This window comes from Variovorax sp. Soil_C_12 (assembly GCF_057657375.1).
Map to the genome: position 1 here is coordinate 673,272 of NZ_JBDGIO010000002.1, position 23,350 is coordinate 696,621.

A 23,350-nucleotide genomic window follows, 5' to 3' on the forward strand; every position below is an offset into this window, starting at 1 on the left:
CAAGCACCATGCGCCGCAGACGATTCGTCGCCGCAGGCCTCACCTTGGCCTGCGCGGCACCCATCATGGCTTCGGCCCAGGACTTCCCGGACAAGCCGATCAAGATCTACCAAGGCTTCGCCGCCGGCGGCAATGCCGACACGATCGCTCGCGTGGTCAGCGCGGAGATGAGCAAGGGCCTGGGCCAGCCCTTCGTGGTCGAGGCCCAGACCGGCGCCGGCGGAACCATCGCGGCGACGACCGTGGCGCGCGCCCGGCCCGACGGGTACACGCTGCTGCTGGCCACCGGCGGGCATGCAGTGGCGGGGGCGCTCTACAACAAGCTCAACTACCAAACCGTGTCGGACTTCCAGATGATCTCCACGGTCACCTTCTTTCCCTTCCTGCTGGTGGTGCGTGCCGATTCGCCCTATCGCAGCCTCGCGGAGCTGCTCTCTGCCGCCCGTGCCGATGGGCGCAGCGTGTCTTACGGCTCGGCCGGCATCGGCTCCACGCATCACCTGGCGGGGGAGCTCCTGGTCAAGAGCGCAAAGGCCGAGCTGCTGCACGTTCCCTATCGCGGCGATGCCGCCTCGGTCACCGCGCTGCTCGGCGGCGAGGTGCCCCTGATCGTCGCGCCGCCGACGGCCGTGATGGCCAACATCAAGGCGGGCAAGCTCCGAGCGCTGGCCACCACCGGCGCGCAGCGCTGGAGCGCGATGCCCGAGGTGCCGACGGTGGTGGAGCAGGGCGTACCGGGCTACGATGTGCGCTCCTGGGCCGGCTTCATGGCGCCGGCCGGCACACCTCGCCCGATCGTCGAGCGCCTGCGGGCTGAGACACTCAAGGCCCTGCAGGTGGCCGCCGTCCGCGCGCGCCTGGAGGACATGGGCGGCGAAGCGCGCGGCAGCACGCCGGAAGAAATGACCACGATGGTGAGCGCCGAGCTCAAGCGCTGGACGGCCGTCGTGAACGAAGCACACATTCCAAGGCAATGAGGTTCTTATGTCCCTGATCGAAATCCGCAAACGCAGTCTCGCCATCGAGACCATCTACCACGAGGGCGGGCCGCCGGTGGAGACGCCCCTGAAACTGGCCGCGGCCTGCGCAGTGATCCGCAACCCCTATGCCGGGCGCTACGAGCCCGACCTGATGCCCTTCATGGCCGAGCTGCGCTCCCTGGGGACCCTGCTGGCCACCGAGCTGATCGAGACCCTCGGGCGCGACAAGGTCGAGGTCTACAGCAAGGCCGCGATCGTCGGCGTGAACGGGGAGCTGGAGCACGGTGCCGTCTGGCACGAGGCCGGGGGCTGGGCCATGCGCGAGGTGCTGGGCGAGCCGAAGGCGATCGTTCCGTCGTCCAAAGCGGTCGCGGCGACCGGCTACCGGATCATGGTGCCGCTGCACTACATCCACGCGGCCTACGTACGCAGCCACTACAACTCGATGGAGATCGGCATCCAGGACGCGCCGCGGCCCAACGAGATCCTCTTCGCGCTGGTGATGGGCACCGGCGGCCGCGTGCATGCGCGCCTCGGCGGGCTGACGAAGGACAAGGTGTCCGTCCACGACGGGCAGCGCTGAGCCGGGCCGTTTAAACACCATGAAGGCCATTCAACTCCAGGCGCCCGGCGGGCCCGAAGTCCTGCAGCTCGTGGAGCTGCCGCTGCCGCAGCCCCGGGCCGGCGAAGTGCGGGTCAAGGCCATGGCGATCGGCGCCGGCGGGCCCGACGTCCTGATCCGCAACGGCACCTACAAATGGATGCCCCCGATGCCGGCGATTCCCGGCAACGAGATGGCCGGCGTCGTCGATGCGATCGGCCCCGGCGTGAGCGCGCTCCAGGTCGGGCAGCGCGTGCTCGTCAGCGCGCGTGAACTGGCGCAGCGCGGCGGCTGCTACGCCGAGGCCATCTGCGTGCCCCAGGCCGCGCCCTTCGTGCTTCCGGATGCGATCCGCTTCGAGGACGCCGTGAGCCTCGGCAATTTCCAGCTCGCGCTGGCGATGCTGTCGAGCAACGGCAATTTGCCTGCGACCTCCATCCTGGTGCCCGGCGCGTCCGGTGGCGTGGCCACCGCGCTGGTGCAGGTCGCCCGCGATCGCGGGCTGCGCGTGATCGGAACTGCCTCGACGGCGGAGAAGAGAAGCTTCGCGCTGGCCAACGGCGCGCACGAAGTCATCGAGAGCGACCCGCAGGGCCTGACCGAGAAAGTCATGCAGCTGACGGACGGCCGCGGCGTCGACCTGGCCTTCGACCACCTGGGCGGCGAGCTCTTCATCGCCTGCCTGCGTGCCCTGGCGCCCTGCGGCATGGTGGTCTCCTACAACATCGTCAATGGTCCGCCGGCTGGCGACGTGTTCGAGGAGCTTCGCAAGCTGCTGGGCAGGAGCCTCGCCGTGCGCACTTTCTCCATCCACGCCATCGATGCGGATGCGAGGCAGCGGCGGGGCCTGATGGAGTCCGCCATCGCTCTGATGGCGGAAGGCCGCGTTCGCGCGCCGAAAGTCACGTCCTTCCCGCTGTCGCAGGCGCGCCGTGTGCACGAGTTGCTCGACCGCGGAGGGATGCCGGGAAAGATCGTGCTGCTGCCCTGACCCCTCTGCGAGGCGTCTTCGCCTCTTTGCAAGCTCCGTGCGATCATGCATAAAATCGATCGTATGAACTCACTCATCGCAGCCGCCTCCGAGCCATCGACCCCTCTCGCGGAGCAGGCCTTCAGAAGCCTGCGCCGCGACGTGCTGACCGGCTTGTTCGAGGCGGGCAGCAAGCTGAAGCTGGACGACCTGCAGGGACACTACGGCTTCTCCAGCAGCCCGCTGCGCGAAGCGCTGAGCCGTCTCGCACAGGAAGGTCTGGTCAAGGCCGATGAACGCAGGGGCTTTCGCGTTGCACCGATCTCCGCCGACGACCTCGCCGACATCACGCACATGCGGCTGATGCTCGATGTGGAGGCGCTGCGCAGTGCCATCGAACGGGGCGACGACAGCTGGGAGGGCGCGATCGTCGCCGCCTTCCACAGGCTGGAGAAGGTCGAGTCTCGCCTGAGCGATGGCCCCGTCATCCTGGACGAGGAGTGGAGCGAGCTGCATCGGAATTTCCATGCGGCACTGATTGCCGCCTGCGCTTCCGAGCGCCAGCGCCTGTGGAGCGCGAGCCTGTTCGACCAGGCCGAGCGCTACCGGCGATTCTCGGCGCGCCACCGGCAGGTCGGCCGGCGCAAGTCCAACGAGCACCGCAAGATCATGGAGGCCACGCTGCGCCGCGACGCCGACACCGCCTGCGCACTGCTCGGCGAGCACATCCTCGGCACGCAGCGCAACGTCGAAGCCGCCATGCGCCGCGCAGTCGCCGCGTGACGATTCCGCATCGACCCCAGCGCAGAAAGCCCGGCAGCGGCCAGTCCATTTGGACTGGCGCCCTCGTTACCGGCCGATTTCGTCGGTTTGGTCACACCGGGATTGGCGAGCTCGGGGCAAACTTGCCTGCATGCGCAAGGCATTCCTACTTCTGATCTGTGCCCCGGTGGCAGCTTGGCTCGTCTTTACCTTCGGCTTCGGCATGCTGGTCTCGGTCAGCGCAGCCGCCGTGGCTGCCTTCCTGTTCTCCAGCAGGCCCGTGCGTGAGTCCGATGCCGCCGCGTGCGGTCAAGCGACCCCCCATCACACGACCCGGTTGATGAGTCTCTAGGCCCGTCGACCTTCCGGCGGGACAGGGTCGCCGGCCTGGCGCCGCTCGAGACGCGGCCCCACGACCTTGACGTTCTGAAGTTCGAGGACGAAACGCATGGGCGGACCTCCGGCGACAAGCTGGAGCTTGAGCCGCGCCGCGATCCTGTCGCAGCGCAGATGAACCCCGGCCCACCTCGCCGCCGCATCGCGGACGGACAGGGATGCCATCTCGAAGCTCAGGCCGCTGCCGACGGCTTCCGAGTGCAGCCGGACCGCATTGCGGCCGTCGCCGCGCCCCTCGGTGTGGGCTTGCACGCCGGGCATGGCAAAAAGTCCGTCGCTGAGCTGCACCTCACCCGAGAGCGCGGTGCGTTCCAGCAACAGGCGCGCCTGTTGCGTGAGGCCCTGGCTCTGGCCACCACCGGCCTGGCGCAGCAGCGCCTCGGCAAATGCCTGCAGCTGCAGCTTGCCGCGCTCGGACACCCACGGGCTCAGCAAGGCGCCGCGCCGCTCGAATTCCACGCCCATGAGCGGCGCCGACGCGAACTGATAGAGGTAGCTGCGCCCGTTCGGGGCGTCCACATAAAGCCCGAGCCGGCTCACGCCCATGCGTGAATCCGGTCCCACGTGCTCGACGGTGGCGTCGTTGAAGTCGATCCGGCCGTGCCGTATCGGCACCGTCACCTCGGCGTCGAACAGCAGGTGCGCGTCGGTGATCTCCCCGCGAATCGTGCCGTCGGCGCTTGCGAGCGGACCGAGGCACCAGGTGCCGGCCCCTGCCGCGCTCGCCTCGCCTGCTGCGATGCCGGCAGCCGGCGCTGCGCCGCTGCGCCCCTGAAAGACGTCCAGCACCGCCTTGAGCTGCGGCGGCAGGATCAAGGGGCCGTGCAGCTTCACGCCCGAGAGCTCGGCTTCGGCCGCCAGGGCGGCGGCCAGATGCGGACTGCCGGCCTCCATCCGCACCTGCCCCGCCAGCTTGTGCACGACGACGTGGCCGATCTCCAGCACGAGCGGTCCCGACGCAAGCCGGAGCGCCTTCGCCTCGAGTTTCCGGATGCCGAGCTCGATCGCGCCCTCCTGCCCGGGCCCCCAACTGACGCTTTCGAGCGAGCAGCGATTGCCCGCGACCTCGTCGGTAGGACCGAGCGCCAATCCGAGCACGAGATCGACGAGGGAAGCCGCGGGCGGGACGGTCATGGGCAAGCGTTGTACCAGACATCGGGCCGGGCCACGGCCTCGCTCCTGTAGCGTCCTGCAGCACTTGGCGGTTGCGCAACGAACCCGTCGCAGGCACGATGTTGCTGCGCTGCGGAGAACTCCCGAGCCCGCCTGCCGGCGCCGGGGTTCCGGCTGCCGAGTCCCACGGGAATTTCACGACCCATGTTCTTCCTCTGGCCCGAGTACCTCTGGTTGCTGCTGGCGCTCGCGCTGCTGCCGGCGGCGTACCTCTGGCTCCTGAACCGTCCGGGCAAGGCGGCCTTGCGCTACAGCAGCGTGGGCATCGTGCGCGCGGCGGCCGCCGGACGCCAATGGCGGCGGCACCTGCCCCCCGCGCTGTTCCTGCTGGCCTGCTCCGGCTTGCTGATCGCCGCGGCGCGGCCCGTGGCGCGGGTGCCCCTGCCGTGGGCGCGCTCATCGATCATCCTGGCCATGGACGTGTCGCTCAGCATGCGGGTCAGCGACGTCAAGCCGACCCGGCTGGAGGCCGCGCAGGAAGCGGCCAAGCTCTTCCTGCGGGACCTGCCCAAGGAGATCGAGGTCGGGCTCGTCACCTTCGCCGGGAGCAGCCAGGTCACCCAGCGCACGACGCTGGACCGCGCGTCCGTGATCGCGGCCATCGACGGCTTCCAGATGCAGATGGGGACGGCGGTGGGCAACGCGATCGTGCTGTGCCTGGCGGAGCTCTTTCCGGATCACGGCATCGATCTGGGCGACATGAGCTTCGGCAGCAAGCCGCAGGGCCGCAGCCTGGACGACAAGGCGAAGCCGCCGCCCAAGCCCTTCACGCCGGTGGCGCCGGGCTCGTACGATTCCGCCGCGATCATCCTGCTGAGCGATGGCCGCCGGACCACCGGCGTCGATACGCTGGCCGCGGCGCAGATGGCCGCGGATCGCGGTGTTCGCATCTACGTGGTGGGGCTGGGCACGGTGGACGGCGACGCTTCGACGCCGGACGGCATGGCCATCTACATGAAGCTGGACGAGCCGACCCTGCGCGAAGTCGCGCGCATGACCGGCGGCGAGTACCACCATGCCGGCACGGCCGAGACGCTGCGCAGCGTCTACGAAAAGCTCGGCTCTCGCGTGCAGGTGCTGACCCGTGAAACCGAGCTCGCCGGTGTGCTGGCGCTGGTCTCTGCCGTGGTTGCGTTGACGGCCGCAACGCTGTCGCTGCTCTGGTTCGGGCGAATCGGCTGAGCGGGGCCCGGCCGCAGGCACCGTCAGGACGCTCGCTGTTCAAGCAAACGCTTCAACGTTGCCAGGTCCTGGCGTACATGCGCTACGTCGGCGTCGTAGCTCTCCTGGCCGGCGCCATCGCCACCTTGACCTGACCCATCGGCGAGTCGGCGACCCATTCTCCGCCCCATTGCTCGATACCCTTGGCCAGGCCGGACGCCCAGAGGGGCAGAATCTCCGTCGAAGTGCCCGAGCGAGGGATTGACCGGTGATGAGCCTGCCGATCACCGGCACCACGATTGACGCACGCGGGCCTCCTCAGCCGATCAGCCGCGCGAGGGTGCTTCGCAGCTCGGGATGCCGTGGAACCCGGACGCCGAACTCCGTCTGCAGCAGCCCGATCATTTCCTCGATATCGCCGACCTGCCGTCGTTCGCTCGCGCCGCCCGTCCGGTGAACGGCGTAGCTGCCGTTGTGAAGGGTGCGGCGCAGTCCCGGCTCGGCGCGTGCCGCCACCAACTGGCCGAGGAAGGAGGAGGCAGGGTGCGTCGACACATACCAGTTGCCCATTTCGAAGTCGATGTCCTCCTGGGCCTGCAGATCGAAGGCATACAACGCACGCCACTCGCCGGCGACCTGGGCGCGGAGCATGTAGCGCTCCTGCTGACGGGTCACCCGGTAGGCGCCGTGCGGCGTCGGCTGCTCTTCCTCGGTACCGAGGGCGAGCGGCGCGGTCGGCACCAGGCCGCCGAAGCCCACATCGCCGATGTAGTGGCCGGCGCCCAGCGATACAAGGACCAGCATGTGCGTTCGAGCGGTCCACGCATCCTCGGGCCCGCCCATGACGACTCGCCCGGTGATGCCGCGCGCCTGGAACTTCAATCCTTGAAGCAATGCGAGGAACAGCCGGTTGAGCTCGTAGCAATAGCCGCCGCGCCCTTCGTGCAGGATCTTTCGTTCCAGCGAGGGAAGGTCCACCGGCACCGGCGCGCGCAGCATCGTCGACAGCGTCTCGAAGGCGAAGGTGGCGATGTGCCGGGCCTGCAGTTCGCGCAGGGTCTCCAGCGTGGGCGGCGGCACATCGGCGAAGCCGAGGCGTTGCAGGTAGCCGGACATGTCGGCGAGCTGGGATTCGCCGGTCATGGCGTCGGCCCCTGCGTGGCCGAGCAAGGAGGAAAAGCCGTGTGCCCCCGCGAGGACGCCATCTGCCGCAGGCCCTCCTTCAGCCGCTTCATTTCCTCGGGACCGAGCCGAAGCCTCAGTCTTTCGAGCTCGGCGAGGTAGCAGGGCAACATCAACGCCGCAGTCAGGGCGTGGATGTCTCCGGCGCGCATGAGATAGCGCTTGCAGGCGGCGATGTCACGGCAGAGATCGAGCGCCCGCTGTGCTCGATCGAGGGTGAGGTTGTCAGGATGCATGCGCCGAAGATAAAACCTCAAGTCAAGTTGAGGTCAAGGGCCTGAGCCGAGAAATTTGTCACGCCCAGTGGCCTCAGGGTTTTCCCCGAATCACCGGTCCGGCAATTCGGACGGGCGCCTTGCTCCGCATCCGGATCATCGGCAGGGCACTTGCCTCCCTCTCCTTTCATCCCTCATGAAATCAACGACTTAGCGCGCCTCGGGCGGCGTGCGCCGCGTGGCACATCGATTGCTCAGTACGCAGGCCCGACCGCGTCGCCCGATGCGGATCACGGCCATGACACAGGAGACAAACCGATGAGCACCCTGGGTGACCTTGACCCCACGGAAACTGGCGAGTGGATCGACGCGCTCGGCGCGGTTCAACAGCACCGCGGCAGCGAGCGCGCGAATTTCCTCTTGAATCGCCTCGTCGACGAGGGCCGCCGCGACGGCGTGTACGTGCCCCGTTCGCTGAACACGGCCTACAAGAACACGATCCCGCCCGAGAAGGAAGAGAAGTCCCCCGGCAACCGCGAGATCGAGCACCGCCTGCGTTCCATCATCCGCTGGAACGCGATGGCGATCATCCTGCGCGCCAACAAGGACTCGTCCGAACTCGGCGGCCATATCGCGAGCTTCCAGTCCGCAGCCACGCTCTACGACATCGGCTTCGGCCATTTCTGGCATGCGGCCACCGACACGCACGGCGGCGACCTGCTCTTCATCCAGGGCCACAGCTCGCCCGGCATCTATGCGCGCGCTTTCCTCGAAGGGCGCCTGAGCGAGCAGCAGCTGCTCAACTACCGCCAGGAGGCCGAGGGCAACGGCATCCCGTCGTACCCGCACCCCTGGCTCATGCCCGACTTCTGGCAGTTCCCCACCGTCTCGATGGGCCTGGGCCCGCTGATGGCGATCTACCAGGCGCGCTTCCTCAAGTACCTGCAGGGCCGCGGCCTCGCCGACACGGCGCCGCGCAAGGTCTGGGCCTTCATGGGCGACGGCGAGATGGACGAGCCCGAATCGCTCGGCGCCATCTCGCTGGCGGGCCGCGAGAGCCTGGACAACCTCGTGTTCGTCATCAACTGCAACCTGCAGCGCCTCGACGGCCCGGTGCGCGGCAACGGCAAGATCGTGCAGGAGCTCGAGAGCGTGTTCCGCGGCGCCGGCTGGAACGTCATCAAGGTGCTCTGGGGCAGCGGCTGGGACGCGCTGCTCGCCAAGGACAAGAGCGGCAAGCTGCTGCAGCGCATGGAAGAGTGCGTCGACGGCGAGTACCAGGACTTCAAGAGCAAGAGTGGCGCCTACGTGCGGGAGCACTTCTTCGGCAAGTACGACGAGACCAAGGCCCTGGTCGCCGACATGAGCGACGAGCAGATCTGGGCCCTGACCCGCGGCGGCCACGACCCCGAGAAAGTGTTTGCCGCCTACGCTGCCGCCGTCAAGCACAAGGGCCAGCCCACGCTGATCCTGCCCAAGACGGTCAAGGGCTACGGCATGGGCGAATCGGGCGAAGGCCAGATGATCGCCCACCAGGCCAAGAAGATGACGCAGGACGCGCTGCGCGGCTTCCGCGACCGCTTCCAGATCCCCGTGTCCGACGAGGAGCTGCCCAACGTGCCCTTCATCCGGCTCGCGGAGGACAGCCCCGAGATGCAGTACCTGCGCGAGCGCCGCGCCGCGCTCGGCGGCTACCTGCCGCAGCGGCGCCGCAAGTCGGTCGCGCTCGAGATCCCGCCGCTGGCCACCTTCGAGCGGCTGCTCAAGGACACCGGCGAGCGCGAGATCTCCACCACCATGGCCTTTGTGCAGATGCTCGGCACGCTGGTGCGCGACAAGGCCATCGGCAAGCACGTGGTGCCCATCGTGCCCGACGAGTCGCGCACCTTCGGCATGGAAGGCATGTTCCGCCAGCTCGGCATCTGGTCTTCGCTCGGCCAGCTCTACAAGCCGCAGGACGCCGACCAGCTCATGTACTACCGCGAGTCGAAGGACGGCCAGGTGCTGCAGGAAGGCATCAACGAAGGCGGCGCGATGTCCAGCTGGATCGTCGCGGCCACCTCGTACAGCACGAACAACGTGCCGATGATCCCGTTCTACATCTACTACTCGATGTTCGGCCTGCAGCGCGTGGGCGACCTCGCCTGGCTGGCCGGCGACATGCGCGCGCGCGGCTTCCTGCTCGGCGGCACCGCGGGGCGCACCACGCTCAACGGCGAGGGCCTGCAGCACGAGGACGGCCACAGCCACATCCTGGCCGGCACCATCCCCAACTGCGTCTCGTACGACCCGACCTTCGCCTACGAGGTGGTCGCCATCGTGCGCGACGGCATGCGCCGCATGTACGCCGAGCAGGAGGACGTCTACTACTACATCACCCTGATGAACGAGAACTACCCGCACCCCGGCATGCCCGAGGGCAGCGAGGCGGGCATTCTCAAGGGCCTCTACCAGCTCCGCGACGGCGGCAAGACGCCGAAGAAGGGCCAGCGCGTGCAGCTCATGGGCAGCGGCACCATCCTGCGCGAGGTGATGTTCGCGGCCGAGCTGCTCCAGAGCGACTTCGGCATCGCCGCCGACGTGTGGAGCGCCACCAGCTACAACGAGCTGCGCCGCGACGGCATGGCCGCCGAGCGCTGGAGCCGCCTGCACCCCACCGAGCCCGCGCGCAAGAGCCATGTCGAGCAGTGCCTCGAAGGGCACGACGGCCCCGTCATCGCCGCCACCGACTACATGCGCAACTACGCCGACCAGGTGCGCGAGTACGTGCAGGCCGCGGGCCGGCGCTACACGGTGCTGGGCACCGACGGCTTCGGCCGCAGCGACTACCGCCGCAAGCTGCGCCGCTTCTTCGAGGTCGACCGCTGGCACGTCGTCGTGGCCGCGCTCAAGGCGCTGGCCGACGACGGCGTGATCAAGCCCGCCGTCGTTGCCGACGCGATCAAGAAGTACGGGCTCGATGCCGAGTGCGCCGCCCCCTGGACCCTCTGAGGCACGACAGAACATGAGCAACGCAATCGACATCAAGGTTCCTGATATCGGCGACTTCAGCGATGTGCCCGTCATCGAGATCTTCGTGAAGCCGGGCGACACGGTGAAGGCCGAGGACCCGCTGGTCTCGCTCGAATCCGACAAGGCGACGATGGACGTGCCTGCGCCGCGCGGCGGCGTGGTCGAGTCCATCGCCGTGAAGCTGGGCGACAAGGTCAGCGAAGGCAGCGTCATCATGACCTTCAAGGCCGAGGGCGGCGCTGCCGCGGCAGCCGCGCCCGCCGAGGCCGCGAAACCGAGCGTGAGCGCCGCGCCTTCCGCCACCAGCGCACCGGCGGGCGTGGCCGAGGTGCGCGTGCCCGACATCGGGGACTTCAAGGACGTGCCCGTCATCGAGATCTTCGTGAAGGTCGGCGACACGGTGAAGGCCGAGGACCCGATCGTCTCGCTCGAATCCGACAAGGCCACGATGGACGTGCCCGCGCCGCTCTCGGGCGTGGTGACGGCAATTGGCATCAAGATCGGCGACAAGGTCAGCGAAGGCTCGGTGATCCTGTCGCTGGCGACCAGCGATGCCACGGCCGCGACGCCGGCCGCTGCGCCGGCCGCGCCTGCCGCAGCCGCGCCCGCACCGGCGCAGGCCGCCGCAGCCGCCGGTGGCGCCATCGACGAAGCCGCCTTCGCACTCGCCTACGCCGGTCCCGCCGTGCGCAAGCTCGCACGCGAGCTCGGTGTCGATCTCGGGAAGCTCAAGGGCACCGGCGACCACGGCCGCATCGTGCGCGCCGACGTCGAGGCCTTCGCGAAGAGCGGCGGCGCAGCCGCTGCACCGGCTGCCGGCAAGGCGGCCGCGGCGCCTGCAGGCGGTGGTGTCGGCGGCATCGACCTCTTGCCCTGGCCCAAGGTCGACTTCGCCAAGTTCGGCCCGACCGAGCGCCGGGAGCTGCCCCGCATCAAGAAGATCAGCGCCGCCAACCTGCACCGCAACTGGGTCGTCATTCCGCACGTGACGACGCACGACGAGGCCGACATCACCGAGCTCGAGCCCTTCCGCGTGCAGATGAACAAGGAGCTGGAGAAGTCGGGCGTGAAGATCAGCATGCTGCCCTTCATGATGAAGGCGGCCGTCGCCACGCTGAAGAAGTTCCCCGAGTTCAACGCCAGCCTCGACGGCGATGCGCTGGTGCTCAAGAACTACTGGCACATCGGCTTCGCGGCCGACACGCCCAACGGCCTCATGGTGCCGGTGATCCGCGATGTCGACAAGAAGACCGTGCCCGAGATCGCCAAGGAGATGGGCGAGCTCGCCAAGCTCGCGCGCGACGGCAAGCTCAAGCCGGACCAGATGTCGGGCGGCACCTTCACCATCAGCTCGCTCGGCGGCATCGGCGGCATCTACTTCACGCCGATCATCAACGCGCCCGAGGTCGCCATCATGGGCGTGTGCAAGAGCTACTGGAAGCAGCATTCCAGCGACGGCAAGACCTACGCCTCGCGCCTCACGCTGCCGCTGTCCCTGTCGTGGGACCACCGCGTGATCGACGGCGCCGCCGCCGCGCGCTTCAACGTCTATTTCGCCAACGTGCTCGCCGACCTGCGGCGCGTGCTGTTCTGAAGGAAGCTCCCCAATGGCAAACATGGTGGAAGTCAAGGTCCCCGACATCGGCGACTTCAGGGATGTCGCGATCATCGAGCTGCTGGTCAAGCCCGGCGAGGTCATCGCGGTCGATACCGGCCTGATCATGGTGGAGTCCGACAAGGCCTCGATGGAGATTCCGTCGAGCCATGCGGGCACCGTGAAGGAGCTGAAGGTCGCGCTGGGGGACAAGGTGAGCGAAGGGTCGGTGATCCTGGTGGTCGAGGCGGCTGCGGGCTCACCCTCACCCCAACCCTCTCCCGCAAGCGGGAGAGGGAGCGAAACCGCCGCACCGGCAGCCGCTGCGGCACCGGTTGCCGCCGCACCCGCACCCACGGCCGGCAGCTACGCCGGCAAGGCCGACCTCGAGTGCGAGGTGCTGGTGCTCGGCGCCGGCCCCGGCGGCTATTCGGCCGCCTTCCGCAGCGCCGACCTCGGCATGAAGACCGTGCTGGTGGAGCGCTACGCCTCGCTCGGCGGCGTGTGCCTCAACGTCGGCTGCATCCCCTCGAAGGCGCTGCTGCACACGGCCGGCGTGATGGACGAGGTGAAGCTGCTCGGAAAGCACGGCATCAAGTACGCCGCGCCCGAGGTCGACATCGACGCGCTGCGCGGCTTCAAGGAGGGCGTCGTCAAGAAGCTCACCGGCGGTCTGGCCGGCATGGCGAAGGTGCGCAAGGTCGAGGTCGTCACCGGCGTCGGCGGCTTCCTCGATCCGCACCATCTCGAGGTGGTGGGCGCCGGCGGCGCGAAGAAGGTGGTGAAGTTCGCCAAGGCCATCATCGCCGCAGGCTCGCAGTCCGTGAAGCTGCCCTTCATGCCCGAGGACGAGCGCGTGGTCGACTCCACCGGCGCGCTGCTGCTCAAGGGCATTCCGAAGCGCATGCTGGTGATCGGCGGCGGCATCATCGGGTTGGAGATGGCGACCGTCTACTCGACGCTGGGCACGCGCATCGACGTGGTCGAGATGCTCGACGGCCTGATGCAGGGCGCCGACCGCGACCTCGTCAAGGTGTGGGAGAAGTTCAACGCGCCGCGCTTCGACAACGTGATGCTCAAGACCAAGACCGTCGGCGGCAAGGCGACCAAGGCCGGCATCGAGGTCAGCTTCGAGGGCGAGAAGGCGCCGAAGGAGCCGCAGGTCTACGACCTGGTGCTCGTGGCCGTGGGCCGCAGCCCCAACGGCAGGAAGATCGGCGCCGACAAGGCCGGCGTGGCCGTCACCGAGCGCGGCTTCATCGATGTCGACAAGCAGATGCGCACCAACGTGCCGCACATCTACGCCATCGGCGACATCGTCGGCCAGCCCATGCTCGCGCACAAGGCGGTGCACGAGGCGCATGTGGCGGCCGAGGCGGCGCACGGCGAGCCGGCGTTCTTCGATGCGCGGCAGATTCCCTCGGTGGCCTACACCGACCCCGAGGTCGCCTGGGCCGGCAAGACCGAGGAGCAGTGCAAGGCCGAGGGCCTGAAGGTCGGCAAGGCAGTGTTCCCCTGGGCGGCGTCGGGCCGCGCCATCGCCAACGGGCGCGACGAAGGCTTCACCAAGCTGCTGTTCGACGAGGCCACGCATCGCATCGTCGGCGGCGGCATCGTCGGCACGCATGCGGGCGACCTGATCAGCGAGCTGTGCCTGGCGATCGAGATGGGCTGCGAGCCCGGCGACATCGGCAAGACCATCCACCCGCATCCGACCCTCGGTGAATCCATCGGCATGGCGGCCGAGCTCTTCGAGGGCGTCTGCACCGACCTGCCCCCGGTGAAGAAGAAGTAGGGCCGACCGCATGCCGCTAGAACTCGCTTTCGAGGCCCTGGGATCCGGGCCTCCGGTGGTGATCCTGCATGGGCTGTTCGGCGCCGGACGCAACTGGACCCATGTCGCACAGTCGCTGGCCGCGGACTACCGGGTCTACCTGCCCGACGCGCGCAACCACGGCGCCTCGCCGTGGGCCGAGTCCATGTCGTACGCCGAAATGGCGCACGACGTGCTCGCGCTCATCGAGCGCGAGCAACTGCAGCGGCCCTTCGTCGTCGGCCACAGCATGGGCGGCAAGACGGCGATGACGCTGGCGCTCTCGCACCCACAAGCCCTCGGCGGCGTCGCCGTGATCGACATCGCCCCCGAAAGCTACACGGGGCAGTTCTCCTCCTACGTGTCGGCCATGCGCAACCTCGACGTGGCCGGCGCCGCCAGCCGCCGCGAGATCCGCCGGGCGCTGGCCGAAAGCCTGAGCGCCGACGCGCCGGTGGATTTCCTGATGCAGAACCTGCGCCGGGAGCGCGACCGCTTCGACTGGCGGCTCAATCTGCTGGCGACGGGCTTGTGCATGCGCGACCTCTGCGACTTTCCTGCGTCGCTGCGCAATGCCCGCTACGAAGGGCCTGCACTCTTCATCGCCGGCGCGGAGTCCGACTACCTGCAGCCCGCCTCCCTGCCGGGGATCCGGGCGCTGTTTCCAGGCGCCGAGCTCGCGCGCATTGCCGATGCCGGCCACTGGGTGCACGCGGACCAGCCGGACGCCCTGCTGTGCGGCTTGAACGACTGGCTGCGCGAGGCCTGCGCGCTGGCCCAGAACTGATCCTAGCCATGCCTCTACAGACCAACGGAGACCGCCTCATGTCCGACAACCTGCGCGAAGCCGCCCTCGACTACCACCGCTATCCCACGCCCGGCAAGATCTCGGTGAACCCGACCAAGCCGATGGCCACGCAGCGCGATCTGGCGCTCGCCTATTCGCCCGGCGTGGCCGACGCCTGCATGGAGATCGCGCGCGACCCGGCCGAGGCCATGAACCTCACCTCGCGCGCCAACCTGGTGGCGGTCATCACCAACGGCACGGCGGTGCTGGGCCTGGGCAACATCGGCGCGCTGGCCGGCAAGCCGGTGATGGAAGGCAAGGGCTGCCTCTTCAAGAAGTTCGCCGGCATCGACGTGTTCGACATCGAGCTCGACGAGACCGACCCCGACGCGCTGATCGACACCATCGCGCGCATGGAGCCTACCTTCGGCGGCATCAACCTCGAGGACATCAAGGCGCCCGAGTGCTTCTACATCGAGAAGAAGCTGCGCGAGCGCATGAAGATCCCGGTCTTCCACGACGACCAGCATGGCACCGCCATCGTCGCGGCGGCCGCCATCCTCAACGCGCTGCGGCACGTGAAGAAGGACATCCGCGAGGTGAAGCTGGTCGCCTCGGGCGCCGGCGCGGCGGCGCTGGCCTGCCTCGACCTGATCGTGAACCTCGGCCTGCCGATGCACAACATCTACGTGTCGGACAGCGCGGGCGTGGTCTACACCGGCCGCAAGGAGCAGATGGACCCGAACAAGGCCCGCTATGCGCAGGACACCCCGGCGCGCAAGCTGGCCGACGTGATCGGCGGTGCCGACATCTTCCTCGGCCTGTCGGCCGGCGGGGTGCTCAAGCCCGAGATGGTCAAGGAGATGGCGCGCGACCCGATCATCCTCGCGATGGCCAACCCGACGCCGGAGATCCTGCCGGAGGATGCACTGGCCGTGCGCCCCGACGCCATCCTCGGCACCGGGCGCTCGGACTATCCGAACCAGGTCAACAACGTCCTGTGTTTCCCGTTCATCTTCCGCGGCGCGCTCGACGTGGGCGCCACCACCATCAACGAGGAGATGAAGCTGGCCGCCGTGCGCGCCATCGCGGAGCTCGCGCACGCGGAGATTCCCGAAGTGGTGGCGCAGGCCTACGGCGCGCAAGGCCTGCGCTTCGGCCGCGACTACCTGATCCCCAAGCCCTTCGATCCGCGGCTGATCGAGGCCGTCGCGCCCGCGGTGGCGCAGGCCGCGGTCGACAGCGGCGTGGCGACGCGGCCCATCGCCGACATGAAGGCCTACCGCCAGCGCCTGTCGCAGTTCGTCTACCAGTCGGGCAGCAGCATGCAGCCGCTGTTCGCGGCCGCCAAGCAGGCGCCCAAGCGCGTGGTCTACGCCGAGGGCGAGGACGAGCGCGTGCTGCGCGCCGCGCAGGTGGTGGTGGACGAAGGCCTGGCGCGGCCGCTGCTGCTGGGCCGTCCCGAGGTGATCGCCGAGCGCATCGCGCAGTATGGCCTGCGCCTGGCGCTGGGCAGCGACTGCGAGGCCGTCGACCTGCTCGACCCCGCCGTACACGATGACGCCGCCGAGGCCTACTACCAGCTCAAGCGCCGCGAGGGCGTCTCGCGCCTGGTGGCGCAGACCGAGATGCGCAGCCGCGGCACGCTGCTCGCGGCGATGCTGGTGCGCCAGGGCCGTGCCGACGCCATGCTGTGCGGCACGCTCGGCGGCTACGGCGACCACCTGCGCCATGTGCGCGGCGTGATCGGCCTGCGCCCCGGCACCCAGACCCTGGCCGCCATGCAGATGCTGATGCTGCCGGGCCGCCAGCTCTTCATCTGCGACACGCACGTCAACCGCGACCCCGATGCGGCACAGGTCGCCGAGATCGCGCTGCTCGCCGCCGAAGAGGTGCGCCGCTTCGGCGTGACGCCCAGCGTGGCGCTGCTGTCGCACTCGAACTTCGGTGGCTCGAGCGCGGCCTCGGCCGTGAAGATGCGCGAGGCGCTCGCGCTCATCAAGGCGAGCGATCCGCAGCTCGCGGTGGAAGGGGAGATGCGCGGCGATGCGGCGCTGTCCAAGTCGATCCTCGACCACGAGTTCCCGGACTCGGCGCTGGAGACCGAGGCCAACGTGCTCATCATGCCCAACGTCGACGCGGCCAACATCTCCTACAACCTGCTGCGCATCGCGGCCGGCAGCGGCATCACGGTGGGCGGCATCCTGTTGGGCGCGGCGCGCTCGGTACACATCCTCACGCCGTCGTCCACCGTGCGCCGCATCGTCAACATGACGGCGCTGGCGGTGGTCGATGCCAACTCGCAACGCGGCGCGGCCTGACGGCATGGCCATGAGCGATACCGTGCTCCACGGCCCGCAGCGCGGGGCCGCCAAGACCCGCCGGATACCGATCCGCGTGGCCGAGGCGGGCCCGGCCCTGCGCAAGCCCGACTGGATCCGCGTGCGCGTCTCGCAAAGCGAGAGCTTCCGCGAGGTGAAGCGCACGCTGCGCGAGGCCAGCCTGCACACCGTGTGCGAAGAGGCGTCGTGCCCGAACATCGGCGAGTGCTTCGGCAAGGGCACGGCCACCTTCATGGTGCTGGGCGACCTCTGCACGCGCCGCTGCCCGTTCTGCGACGTGGCCCACGGCCGCCCGCAGCCGCCCGATCCGCAGGAGGCGCAGCACCTGGCCGACACGGTTGCGCGGCTGCGTCTGAAGTACGTGGTGATCACCAGCGTCGACCGCGACGACCTGCGCGACGGCGGCGCGGCGCACTTCGCGGCCTGCATCCGCGCGGTGCGCGCGCAGTCGCCGGGCACGCAGATCGAGGTGCTCACGCCCGACTTCCGCGGCCGCGCCGAGGTCGCGCTCGACATCCTCGCCGCCGATCCGCCGGACGTGATGAACCACAACCTCGAGACCGTGCCGCGCCTGTACCGCCAGGCGCGCCCCGGCGCCGACTACCTGCACTCGCTGCAGCTGCTGCAGTCGTTCCGCGCGCGCTGCCCCGATATACCCACCAAGTCCGGCCTGATGCTGGGCCTGGGCGAGACCGACGACGAAGTGCTCGACGTGATGCGCGACCTGCGCCACCATGGCGTGGACATGCTCACCGTCGGCCAGTACCTGCAGCCGCGCCCCGGCAACCTGCCGGTGGAGCGCTACGTCGCCCCCGCGCAGTTCGACATCCTTGCGCAGCAGGCGCGCGCGATGGGCTTCGCCCATGCCGCCTGCGGACCGCTCGTGCGGTCGAGCTACCACGCCGACCGACAGGCGCATGCCGCCGGCGTCTGAAATTTTCTAGGAGACCTTCGTGGACCACCAACCCGTATCCAAGCCCTTCTACAAGTCCCTGTACTTCCAGGTCATCACAGCGATCGTCATCGGCGTTCTGCTGGGTCATTTCTACCCGCAGACCGGTGCGGCCATGAAGCCGCTGGGCGACGGCTTCATCAAGCTGATCAAGATGATCATCGCGCCGATCATCTTCTGCACGGTGGTGGTCGGCATCGCCGGCATGGAAGACATGAAGAAGGTCGGCAAGACCGGCGGCCTGGCGCTCCTGTACTTCGAGATCGTCAGCACCATCGCGCTGATCGTGGGGCTGGTCATCATCAACATCGTGCGGCCGGGCGCCGGCATGAACGTCGACGTGAGCCAGCTCGACGCCAAGTCGATCGCCGCCTATACGGCGCCGGGGCAGATGCAGGGCACGGTCGACTTCCTGCTGCATGTGATCCCGAGCACGGTGGTCGATGCCTTCGCCAAGGGCGAGATCCTGCAGGTGCTGCTGTTCGCCGTGATGTTCGGCTTCGCGCTGCACAAGTTCGGCGGCCGCGGCACGCTGGTGTTCGACTTCATCGAGAAGTTCTCCCACGTCCTGTTCGTCATCGTCGGCTACATCATGAAGGTGGCGCCGATCGGCGCTTTCGGCGCGATGGCCTTCACGATCGGCAAGTACGGCGTCGGCTCGCTGCTGCAGCTCGGCCAGCTGATGGCGACCTTCTACGCCACCTGCCTGCTCTTCATCTTCGTCATTCTCGGCGGCATCGCGCGGGCGCATGGCTTCAGCATCTGGAAGTTCATCAAGTACATCAAGGAAGAGCTGCTGATCGTGCTGGGCACTTCCTCGAGCGAATCCGTGCTGCCGCGCATGATGGCCAAGCTCGAGAATCTGGGCGCCAAGAAGTCGGTGGTCGGCCTGGTCATCCCGACCGGCTACTCGTTCAACCTCGACGGCACCTCGATCTACCTGACGATGGCGGCCGTGTTCATCGCGCAGGCCACCAACACCGACATGACCGTGACGCAGCAGATCACCCTGCTGCTGGTGCTGCTGCTGACCTCCAAGGGCGCGGCCGGCGTGACCGGCAGCGGCTTCATCGTGCTGGCAGCCACCCTGTCGGCCGTGGGGCACGTCCCGGTGGCGGGCCTGGCGCTGATCCTGGGCATCGACCGCTTCATGTCGGAGGCGCGCGCGCTGACCAACCTGATCGGCAACGGCGTCGCCACGGTCGTGGTTGCCAAGTGGACCAAGGACCTGGACACCGAGCGCATGAAGCGCATCCTGGACAACGAGACGGCGGCCGAGGCCGACGCGCCCGAGGCGGTGCTCGACCAGGTCGAGACCCACATGCCCGTGGCCCAGGCGCGCTGAAGCGATCACATGCCTGTGCGGAGCAGCCGACCATGAACCACCCCGTACAGAGGCACCGCGTCGTCATCGTCGGTGGCGGCGCCGGCGGGCTGGAGCTGGCCACGCGCCTCGGCGATACGCTGGGCAAGCGCGGCATGGCGGACATCACGCTGATCGACAAGCACCGCACCCACGTGTGGAAGCCCAAGCTGCACGAGATCGCCGCGGGCAGCATGGACATGAGCGCGCACGAGGTCGACTACCTCGCGCAGGCGCACTGGCATCGCTTTCGCTTCCGCCTCGGCGAGCTCACGGGCATCGACCGCGAGCGGCGCGAGGTGCAGGTGGCGCCCTACCTGGACGACGAAGGCCGGCTGGTCACGCCGGCACGCGCCTTCGGCTACGACACACTGGTGGTCGCCATCGGCAGCCTCAGCAACGACTTCGGCACGCCCGGCGTGCGCGAGCATGCGCTGCGGCTCGAGTCGAAGGCGGATGCGCAGCGCTTCCACCTGCGCATGGTCAACGCCTGCATCCGCGCGCATGCCCAGACCACGCCGCTGCGGCCCGAGCAGCTGCACGTGGCGATCATCGGCGCAGGGGCGACCGGCGTGGAGCTGGCGGCCGAGCTGCATCGCACCACGCGCGAGGTCATCGCCTACGGGCTGGACCGGGTGGACGCCGAGAAGGACATCCAGGTCAGCGTGATCGAGGCCGCCGACCGCGTGCTGCCCGCGCTGCCGCCGCGCATGTCGGCCGCCACCGAGGCGCTGCTGCGCGAGCTGGGCGTGGACGTGCACACCAGCGCCAAGGTGGCCGAGGTGCTGCCCGAGGGCGTGCGCCTGGCCGATGGCCGCACGCTGCCGGCCGAGCTGGTGGTGTGGGCCGCGGGCGTGAAGGCGGCCGACTTGATGAAGGACATCGCGGGGCTGGAGACCAACCGCAGCAACCAGCTCGCGGTGCTGCCGACCCTGCAGACCACGCGCGATGCCGACATCTTCGCCATCGGCGACTGCGCGGCCTGCGAGTGGCCCGAGGCCAACGGCGGCAAGGGCGGCCTGGTGCCGCCGCGCGCGCAGGCGGCGCACCAGCAGGCCTCGCACGTCGCCGCGCAGATCCGCCGGCGCCTGGCCGGCAAGCCGCTGAAGGACTACCGCTACCGCGACTTCGGCTCGCTCGTGTCGCTCGGCGAGTTCAGCACCGTGGGCAACATGATGGGCGGCCTGATCGGCGGCAGCCTGATGATCGAGGGGCTGTTCGCCCGGCTCATGTACATGTCGCTCTACAAGATGCACGAGCTGGCGCTGCACGGCGTCGTCAAGGTCTCGCTCGACACGCTCGCCCGCCTGATCACGCGGCGCACCGAACCCCACGTCAAGCTGCATTGACCAGCCAAGCCCATGACCCCAGCTTCTCCTCCCGATTTCGCCCCGAGCTCGTGGCTGCAGGCCTGGCAGCAGGGCCTGTCGCAAGGCCATCTGCAGTTCGGCGCATGGATGCGCAGCGCGCTGGAGACGCAGATGGACTTCGCGCTGCGGCAGGTGATCGATGCGACGAACCCGGCCAACTGCCTCGCGACCAACCCCGAGGCGATGCAGGCCGCGCTCGACAGCAACGGCGCGAGCCTGGTCGAAGGCGCGTGCGGAGAGACCCGCTTCGTGCTCGGCGCGAGCGGCCACATCGCGGGCGTGATCAATCCGCCCGCAAAGAACAAGCGCAACCACTGGGTCGGCGATCTCGCCGCCGATGCCGGCGCCTGGCTCGACGGCGCGCAAAGCGTCGACGGCAGCTGGTGGCCTGGATGGAGCGACTGGCTCGCCGAGCATGCCGGCGCGAAGGTCGCCGCACGCAGCGCATTGGGCAGCGCGGAGTTTCCCGTCATCGAGCCAGCGCCCGGGCGCCATGTCAAAGCCAAGGCGCCCTGACCCCTGGCCGGGCTATTCCCTTCACATCAACCCCCAAGGAGAACTCTCATGTCAGACGATATCGTGATCGTGGCCGCGCAACGCACGGCGGTCGGCAAGTTCGGCGGCTCGCTCGCCGGCACGGCGGCCCCCGAGCTGGGCGCGCACGTGGTGAAGGGCCTGCTCGCCAAGGCCGGCGTGCCGGGCGATGCGGTGTCCGAGGTGATCATGGGCCAGGTGCTCGCCGCCGGCTCGGGCCAGAATCCGGCGCGGCAGACGGTCATCAAGGCGGGGCTGCCGATCGGCGTGCCCGGCCTCACCATCAACAAGGTCTGCGGTTCGGGCCTGAAGGCCGTGATGCTGGCGGCGCAGGCCGTGAAGTGCGGCGACGCCGAAATCGTGGTGGCCGGCGGCCAGGAGAACATGAGCGCCGCGCCGCACGTGCTGCCCAACTCGCGCAACGGCCAGCGCATGGGCGACTGGAAGCTGGTCGACACCATGATCGTCGACGGCCTGTGGGACGTCTACAACCAGTACCACATGGGCACCACCGCCGAGAACGTGGCGAAGAAGTACGGCATCACCCGCGAGATGCAGGACGCGCTGGCGCTCGCCTCGCAGCAGAAGGCGGCGGCCGCGCAGGACGCGGGGCGCTTCGACGACGAGATCCTGCCCTTCAGCATTGCGCAGAAGAAGGGCGACCCCATCGTCTTTGCCGCCGACGAGTTCGTGAACCGCAAGACCAACGCCGATGCGCTTGCCGGTCTGCGCCCCGCCTTCGACAAGACCGGCTCGGTCACGGCCGGCAATGCCTCGGGCCTGAACGACGGCGCAGCCGCGGTGCTGGTGATGTCGGCCTCGCGTGCCGCCGCGCTCGGCCTGCAGCCGCTGGCCGTCATCCGCGCCTATGCGAGTGCGGGGCTGGACCCGTCGCTCATGGGCATGGGCCCGGTGCCCGCCTCTCAGCTGGCGCTGAAGAAGGCCGGCTGGAAAGCGCAGGACCTCGACCTCATGGAGATCAACGAGGCTTTCGCGGCACAGGCCTGCGCCGTCAACCGCGAGATGGAATGGGACACCAGCCGCATCAACGTCAACGGCGGCGCCATCGCCATCGGCCACCCGATCGGCGCCTCGGGCTGCCGCGTCCTGGTGACGCTGCTGCACGAGATGCGCCGCCGCGGCGCCAACAAGGGCCTGGCCTCGCTGTGCATCGGCGGCGGCATGGGCGTGGCGCTGGCTGTCGAGAGGGCTTGACGCCCACCCCCGAAGCGCCTTCGGTGCCACCCCCTCGAGGGGGCGACACCAGCGGCCCGGCGAAGCCGGTTCCGCGGTGTCTCCCGACCTGATCGCGACAGTTTCGGAGAGCGCGCACAGCGCAGTGGTTCAACGGGATCTTTCTATTTCACTACAAGGAGAAATCAGATGAGCGAGAAGCAGCAAAAAGTGGTCCTGGTCACCGGCGGCATGGGCGGCCTGGGCGAGACGATCTCCATCAAGATGGTCGATGCGGGCTACAAGCTCGCGGTGACCTATTCGCCGGGCAACAAGTCGCATGCCGAGTGGGTGGCGCAGATGGCGCAGCGCGGCTACGAGATTCTGGCGGTGCCCTGCGACGTGGCGGACTTCGATTCGTGCGTGCGCGCGGTGTCGCAGGTCGAGGAGAAGCTGGGCCCGGTCGACGTGCTGGTCAACAACGCCGGCATCACGCGCGACATGACCTTCAAGAAGATGGACCGCGTCAACTGGGACGCGGTGCTGCGCACCAACCTCGACAGCCTGTTCAACATGAGCAAGCAGGTGGCCGACGGCATGGTGGACCGCGGCTGGGGCCGCATCATCAACGTGTCGTCGGTGAACGGTTCGAAGGGCGCCTTCGGCCAGACCAACTACTCGGCGGCCAAGGCCGGCGTGCATGGCTTCACCAAGGCGCTGGCGCTGGAGGTGGCCAAGAAGGGCGTCACCGTGAACACCATCTCGCCGGGCTACATCGGCACGAAGATGGTCACGGCCATTCCGAAGGAGGTGCTCGACAGCAAGATCCTGCCGCACATCCCCGTGGGCCGCCTCGGAAAGCCCGAGGAAGTCGCGGGCCTGATCATCTACCTCGCCTCGGAAGAGGCGGCGTTCGTGACCGGTGCCAACATCGCCATCAATGGCGGCCAGCACATGCAATGAGCCGGCG

19 protein-coding genes are annotated in these 23,350 nt (G+C 68.7%); 16 read left to right on the forward strand and 3 right to left on the reverse strand.

Annotated features, from left to right (window positions below):
* The first annotated feature begins 8 nt into the window (after positions 1-8).
* From AC3A6X_RS08240 to AC3A6X_RS08255, 4 genes are read left to right on the forward strand one after another with little or no spacing between them, the layout of a single operon-like run.
* Positions 9-977 carry a Bug family tripartite tricarboxylate transporter substrate binding protein gene (locus AC3A6X_RS08240; protein WP_487841716.1) on the forward strand — a complete coding sequence of 323 codons (969 nt, stop codon included), beginning with the start codon at positions 9-11 and terminating at the stop codon, positions 975-977.
* Positions 978-984: 7 nt separating this feature from the next.
* Positions 985-1,563, forward strand: a complete 579-nt coding sequence (locus AC3A6X_RS08245) for an amino acid synthesis family protein (protein ID WP_487841717.1) — start codon at positions 985-987, stop codon at positions 1,561-1,563.
* 19 nt (positions 1,564-1,582) lie between these two features.
* The gene (locus AC3A6X_RS08250; RefSeq protein WP_487841718.1) at positions 1,583-2,572 is read left to right on the forward strand and encodes a zinc-dependent alcohol dehydrogenase family protein; all 990 of its coding nucleotides are present in this window, start codon (positions 1,583-1,585) and stop codon (positions 2,570-2,572) included.
* A gap of 45 nt (positions 2,573-2,617) precedes the next feature.
* The gene (locus tag AC3A6X_RS08255; RefSeq protein WP_487841719.1) at positions 2,618-3,334 is read left to right on the forward strand and encodes an FCD domain-containing protein; all 717 of its coding nucleotides are present in this window, start codon (positions 2,618-2,620) and stop codon (positions 3,332-3,334) included.
* Between the two features lie 327 nt (positions 3,335-3,661).
* Here the strand turns inward: AC3A6X_RS08255 and AC3A6X_RS08260 are convergent, their stop codons facing one another.
* Positions 3,662-4,843 carry a hypothetical protein gene (locus AC3A6X_RS08260; protein WP_487841720.1) on the reverse strand — a complete coding sequence of 394 codons (1,182 nt, stop codon included), beginning with the start codon at positions 4,841-4,843 and terminating at the stop codon, positions 3,662-3,664.
* Positions 4,844-5,026: 183 nt separating this feature from the next.
* Here AC3A6X_RS08260 and AC3A6X_RS08265 point away from each other — a divergent pair, with 183 nt between their 5' ends.
* Complete coding sequence (locus AC3A6X_RS08265; protein ID WP_487841721.1) at positions 5,027-6,064, forward strand: VWA domain-containing protein; 1,038 nt, start codon at positions 5,027-5,029, stop codon at positions 6,062-6,064.
* A 297-nt stretch (positions 6,065-6,361) separates the two neighbouring features.
* On the opposite strand, the gene AC3A6X_RS08270 is transcribed toward AC3A6X_RS08265, so the two are convergent.
* Positions 6,362-7,186 (reverse strand): arylamine N-acetyltransferase family protein, encoded by an 825-nt coding sequence (locus tag AC3A6X_RS08270; protein ID WP_487841722.1) that lies wholly within the window; start codon positions 7,184-7,186, stop codon positions 6,362-6,364.
* The gene (locus tag AC3A6X_RS08275; RefSeq protein WP_487841723.1) at positions 7,183-7,461 is read right to left on the reverse strand and encodes a hypothetical protein; all 279 of its coding nucleotides are present in this window, start codon (positions 7,459-7,461) and stop codon (positions 7,183-7,185) included. Before AC3A6X_RS08275 ends, AC3A6X_RS08270 begins: the two co-directional genes overlap by 4 nt.
* A 297-nt stretch (positions 7,462-7,758) precedes the next feature.
* Here AC3A6X_RS08275 and aceE point away from each other — a divergent pair, with 297 nt between their 5' ends.
* From aceE to phbB, 11 genes are all read left to right on the forward strand, one after another.
* Entirely contained in the window at positions 7,759-10,431 is a 2,673-nt protein-coding gene (aceE, locus tag AC3A6X_RS08280; RefSeq protein ID WP_487841724.1) for a pyruvate dehydrogenase (acetyl-transferring), homodimeric type, read from the forward strand.
* 13 nt (positions 10,432-10,444) lie between these two features.
* Positions 10,445-12,046 carry a dihydrolipoyllysine-residue acetyltransferase gene (gene aceF, locus AC3A6X_RS08285; protein WP_487841725.1) on the forward strand — a complete coding sequence of 534 codons (1,602 nt, stop codon included), beginning with the start codon at positions 10,445-10,447 and terminating at the stop codon, positions 12,044-12,046.
* A 13-nt stretch (positions 12,047-12,059) separates the two neighbouring features.
* Positions 12,060-13,841 carry a dihydrolipoyl dehydrogenase gene (gene lpdA / locus AC3A6X_RS08290; protein ID WP_487841726.1) on the forward strand — a complete coding sequence of 594 codons (1,782 nt, stop codon included), beginning with the start codon at positions 12,060-12,062 and terminating at the stop codon, positions 13,839-13,841.
* Between the two features lie 10 nt (positions 13,842-13,851).
* Entirely contained in the window at positions 13,852-14,646 is a 795-nt protein-coding gene (locus AC3A6X_RS08295; protein ID WP_487841727.1) for an alpha/beta fold hydrolase, read from the forward strand.
* Positions 14,647-14,684: 38 nt separating this feature from the next.
* Positions 14,685-16,967, forward strand: coding sequence for an NADP-dependent malic enzyme (locus AC3A6X_RS08300; RefSeq protein ID WP_487841728.1), 2,283 nt, complete (start codon positions 14,685-14,687; stop codon positions 16,965-16,967).
* A 4-nt stretch (positions 16,968-16,971) separates the two neighbouring features.
* A complete protein-coding gene (gene lipA, locus AC3A6X_RS08305; RefSeq protein ID WP_487841810.1) occupies positions 16,972-17,922 on the forward strand; it encodes a lipoyl synthase in 951 nt (316 codons plus the stop codon).
* 19 nt (positions 17,923-17,941) lie between these two features.
* Positions 17,942-19,285: a dicarboxylate/amino acid:cation symporter gene (locus AC3A6X_RS08310; protein ID WP_487841729.1), complete on the forward strand. Its 1,344-nt coding sequence runs from the start codon at positions 17,942-17,944 to the stop codon at positions 19,283-19,285.
* A gap of 32 nt (positions 19,286-19,317) precedes the next feature.
* Positions 19,318-20,652: an NAD(P)/FAD-dependent oxidoreductase gene (locus AC3A6X_RS08315; protein WP_487841730.1), complete on the forward strand. Its 1,335-nt coding sequence runs from the start codon at positions 19,318-19,320 to the stop codon at positions 20,650-20,652.
* A 108-nt stretch (positions 20,653-20,760) separates the two neighbouring features.
* The gene (locus AC3A6X_RS08320; RefSeq protein WP_487841811.1) at positions 20,761-21,189 is read left to right on the forward strand and encodes a hypothetical protein; all 429 of its coding nucleotides are present in this window, start codon (positions 20,761-20,763) and stop codon (positions 21,187-21,189) included.
* A 48-nt stretch (positions 21,190-21,237) separates the two neighbouring features.
* The gene (locus AC3A6X_RS08325; RefSeq protein WP_487841731.1) at positions 21,238-22,422 is read left to right on the forward strand and encodes an acetyl-CoA C-acetyltransferase; all 1,185 of its coding nucleotides are present in this window, start codon (positions 21,238-21,240) and stop codon (positions 22,420-22,422) included.
* 168 nt (positions 22,423-22,590) lie between these two features.
* Complete coding sequence (gene phbB, locus AC3A6X_RS08330) at positions 22,591-23,343, forward strand: acetoacetyl-CoA reductase (RefSeq protein ID WP_487841732.1); 753 nt, start codon at positions 22,591-22,593, stop codon at positions 23,341-23,343.
* Positions 23,344-23,350 lie beyond the last annotated feature (7 nt).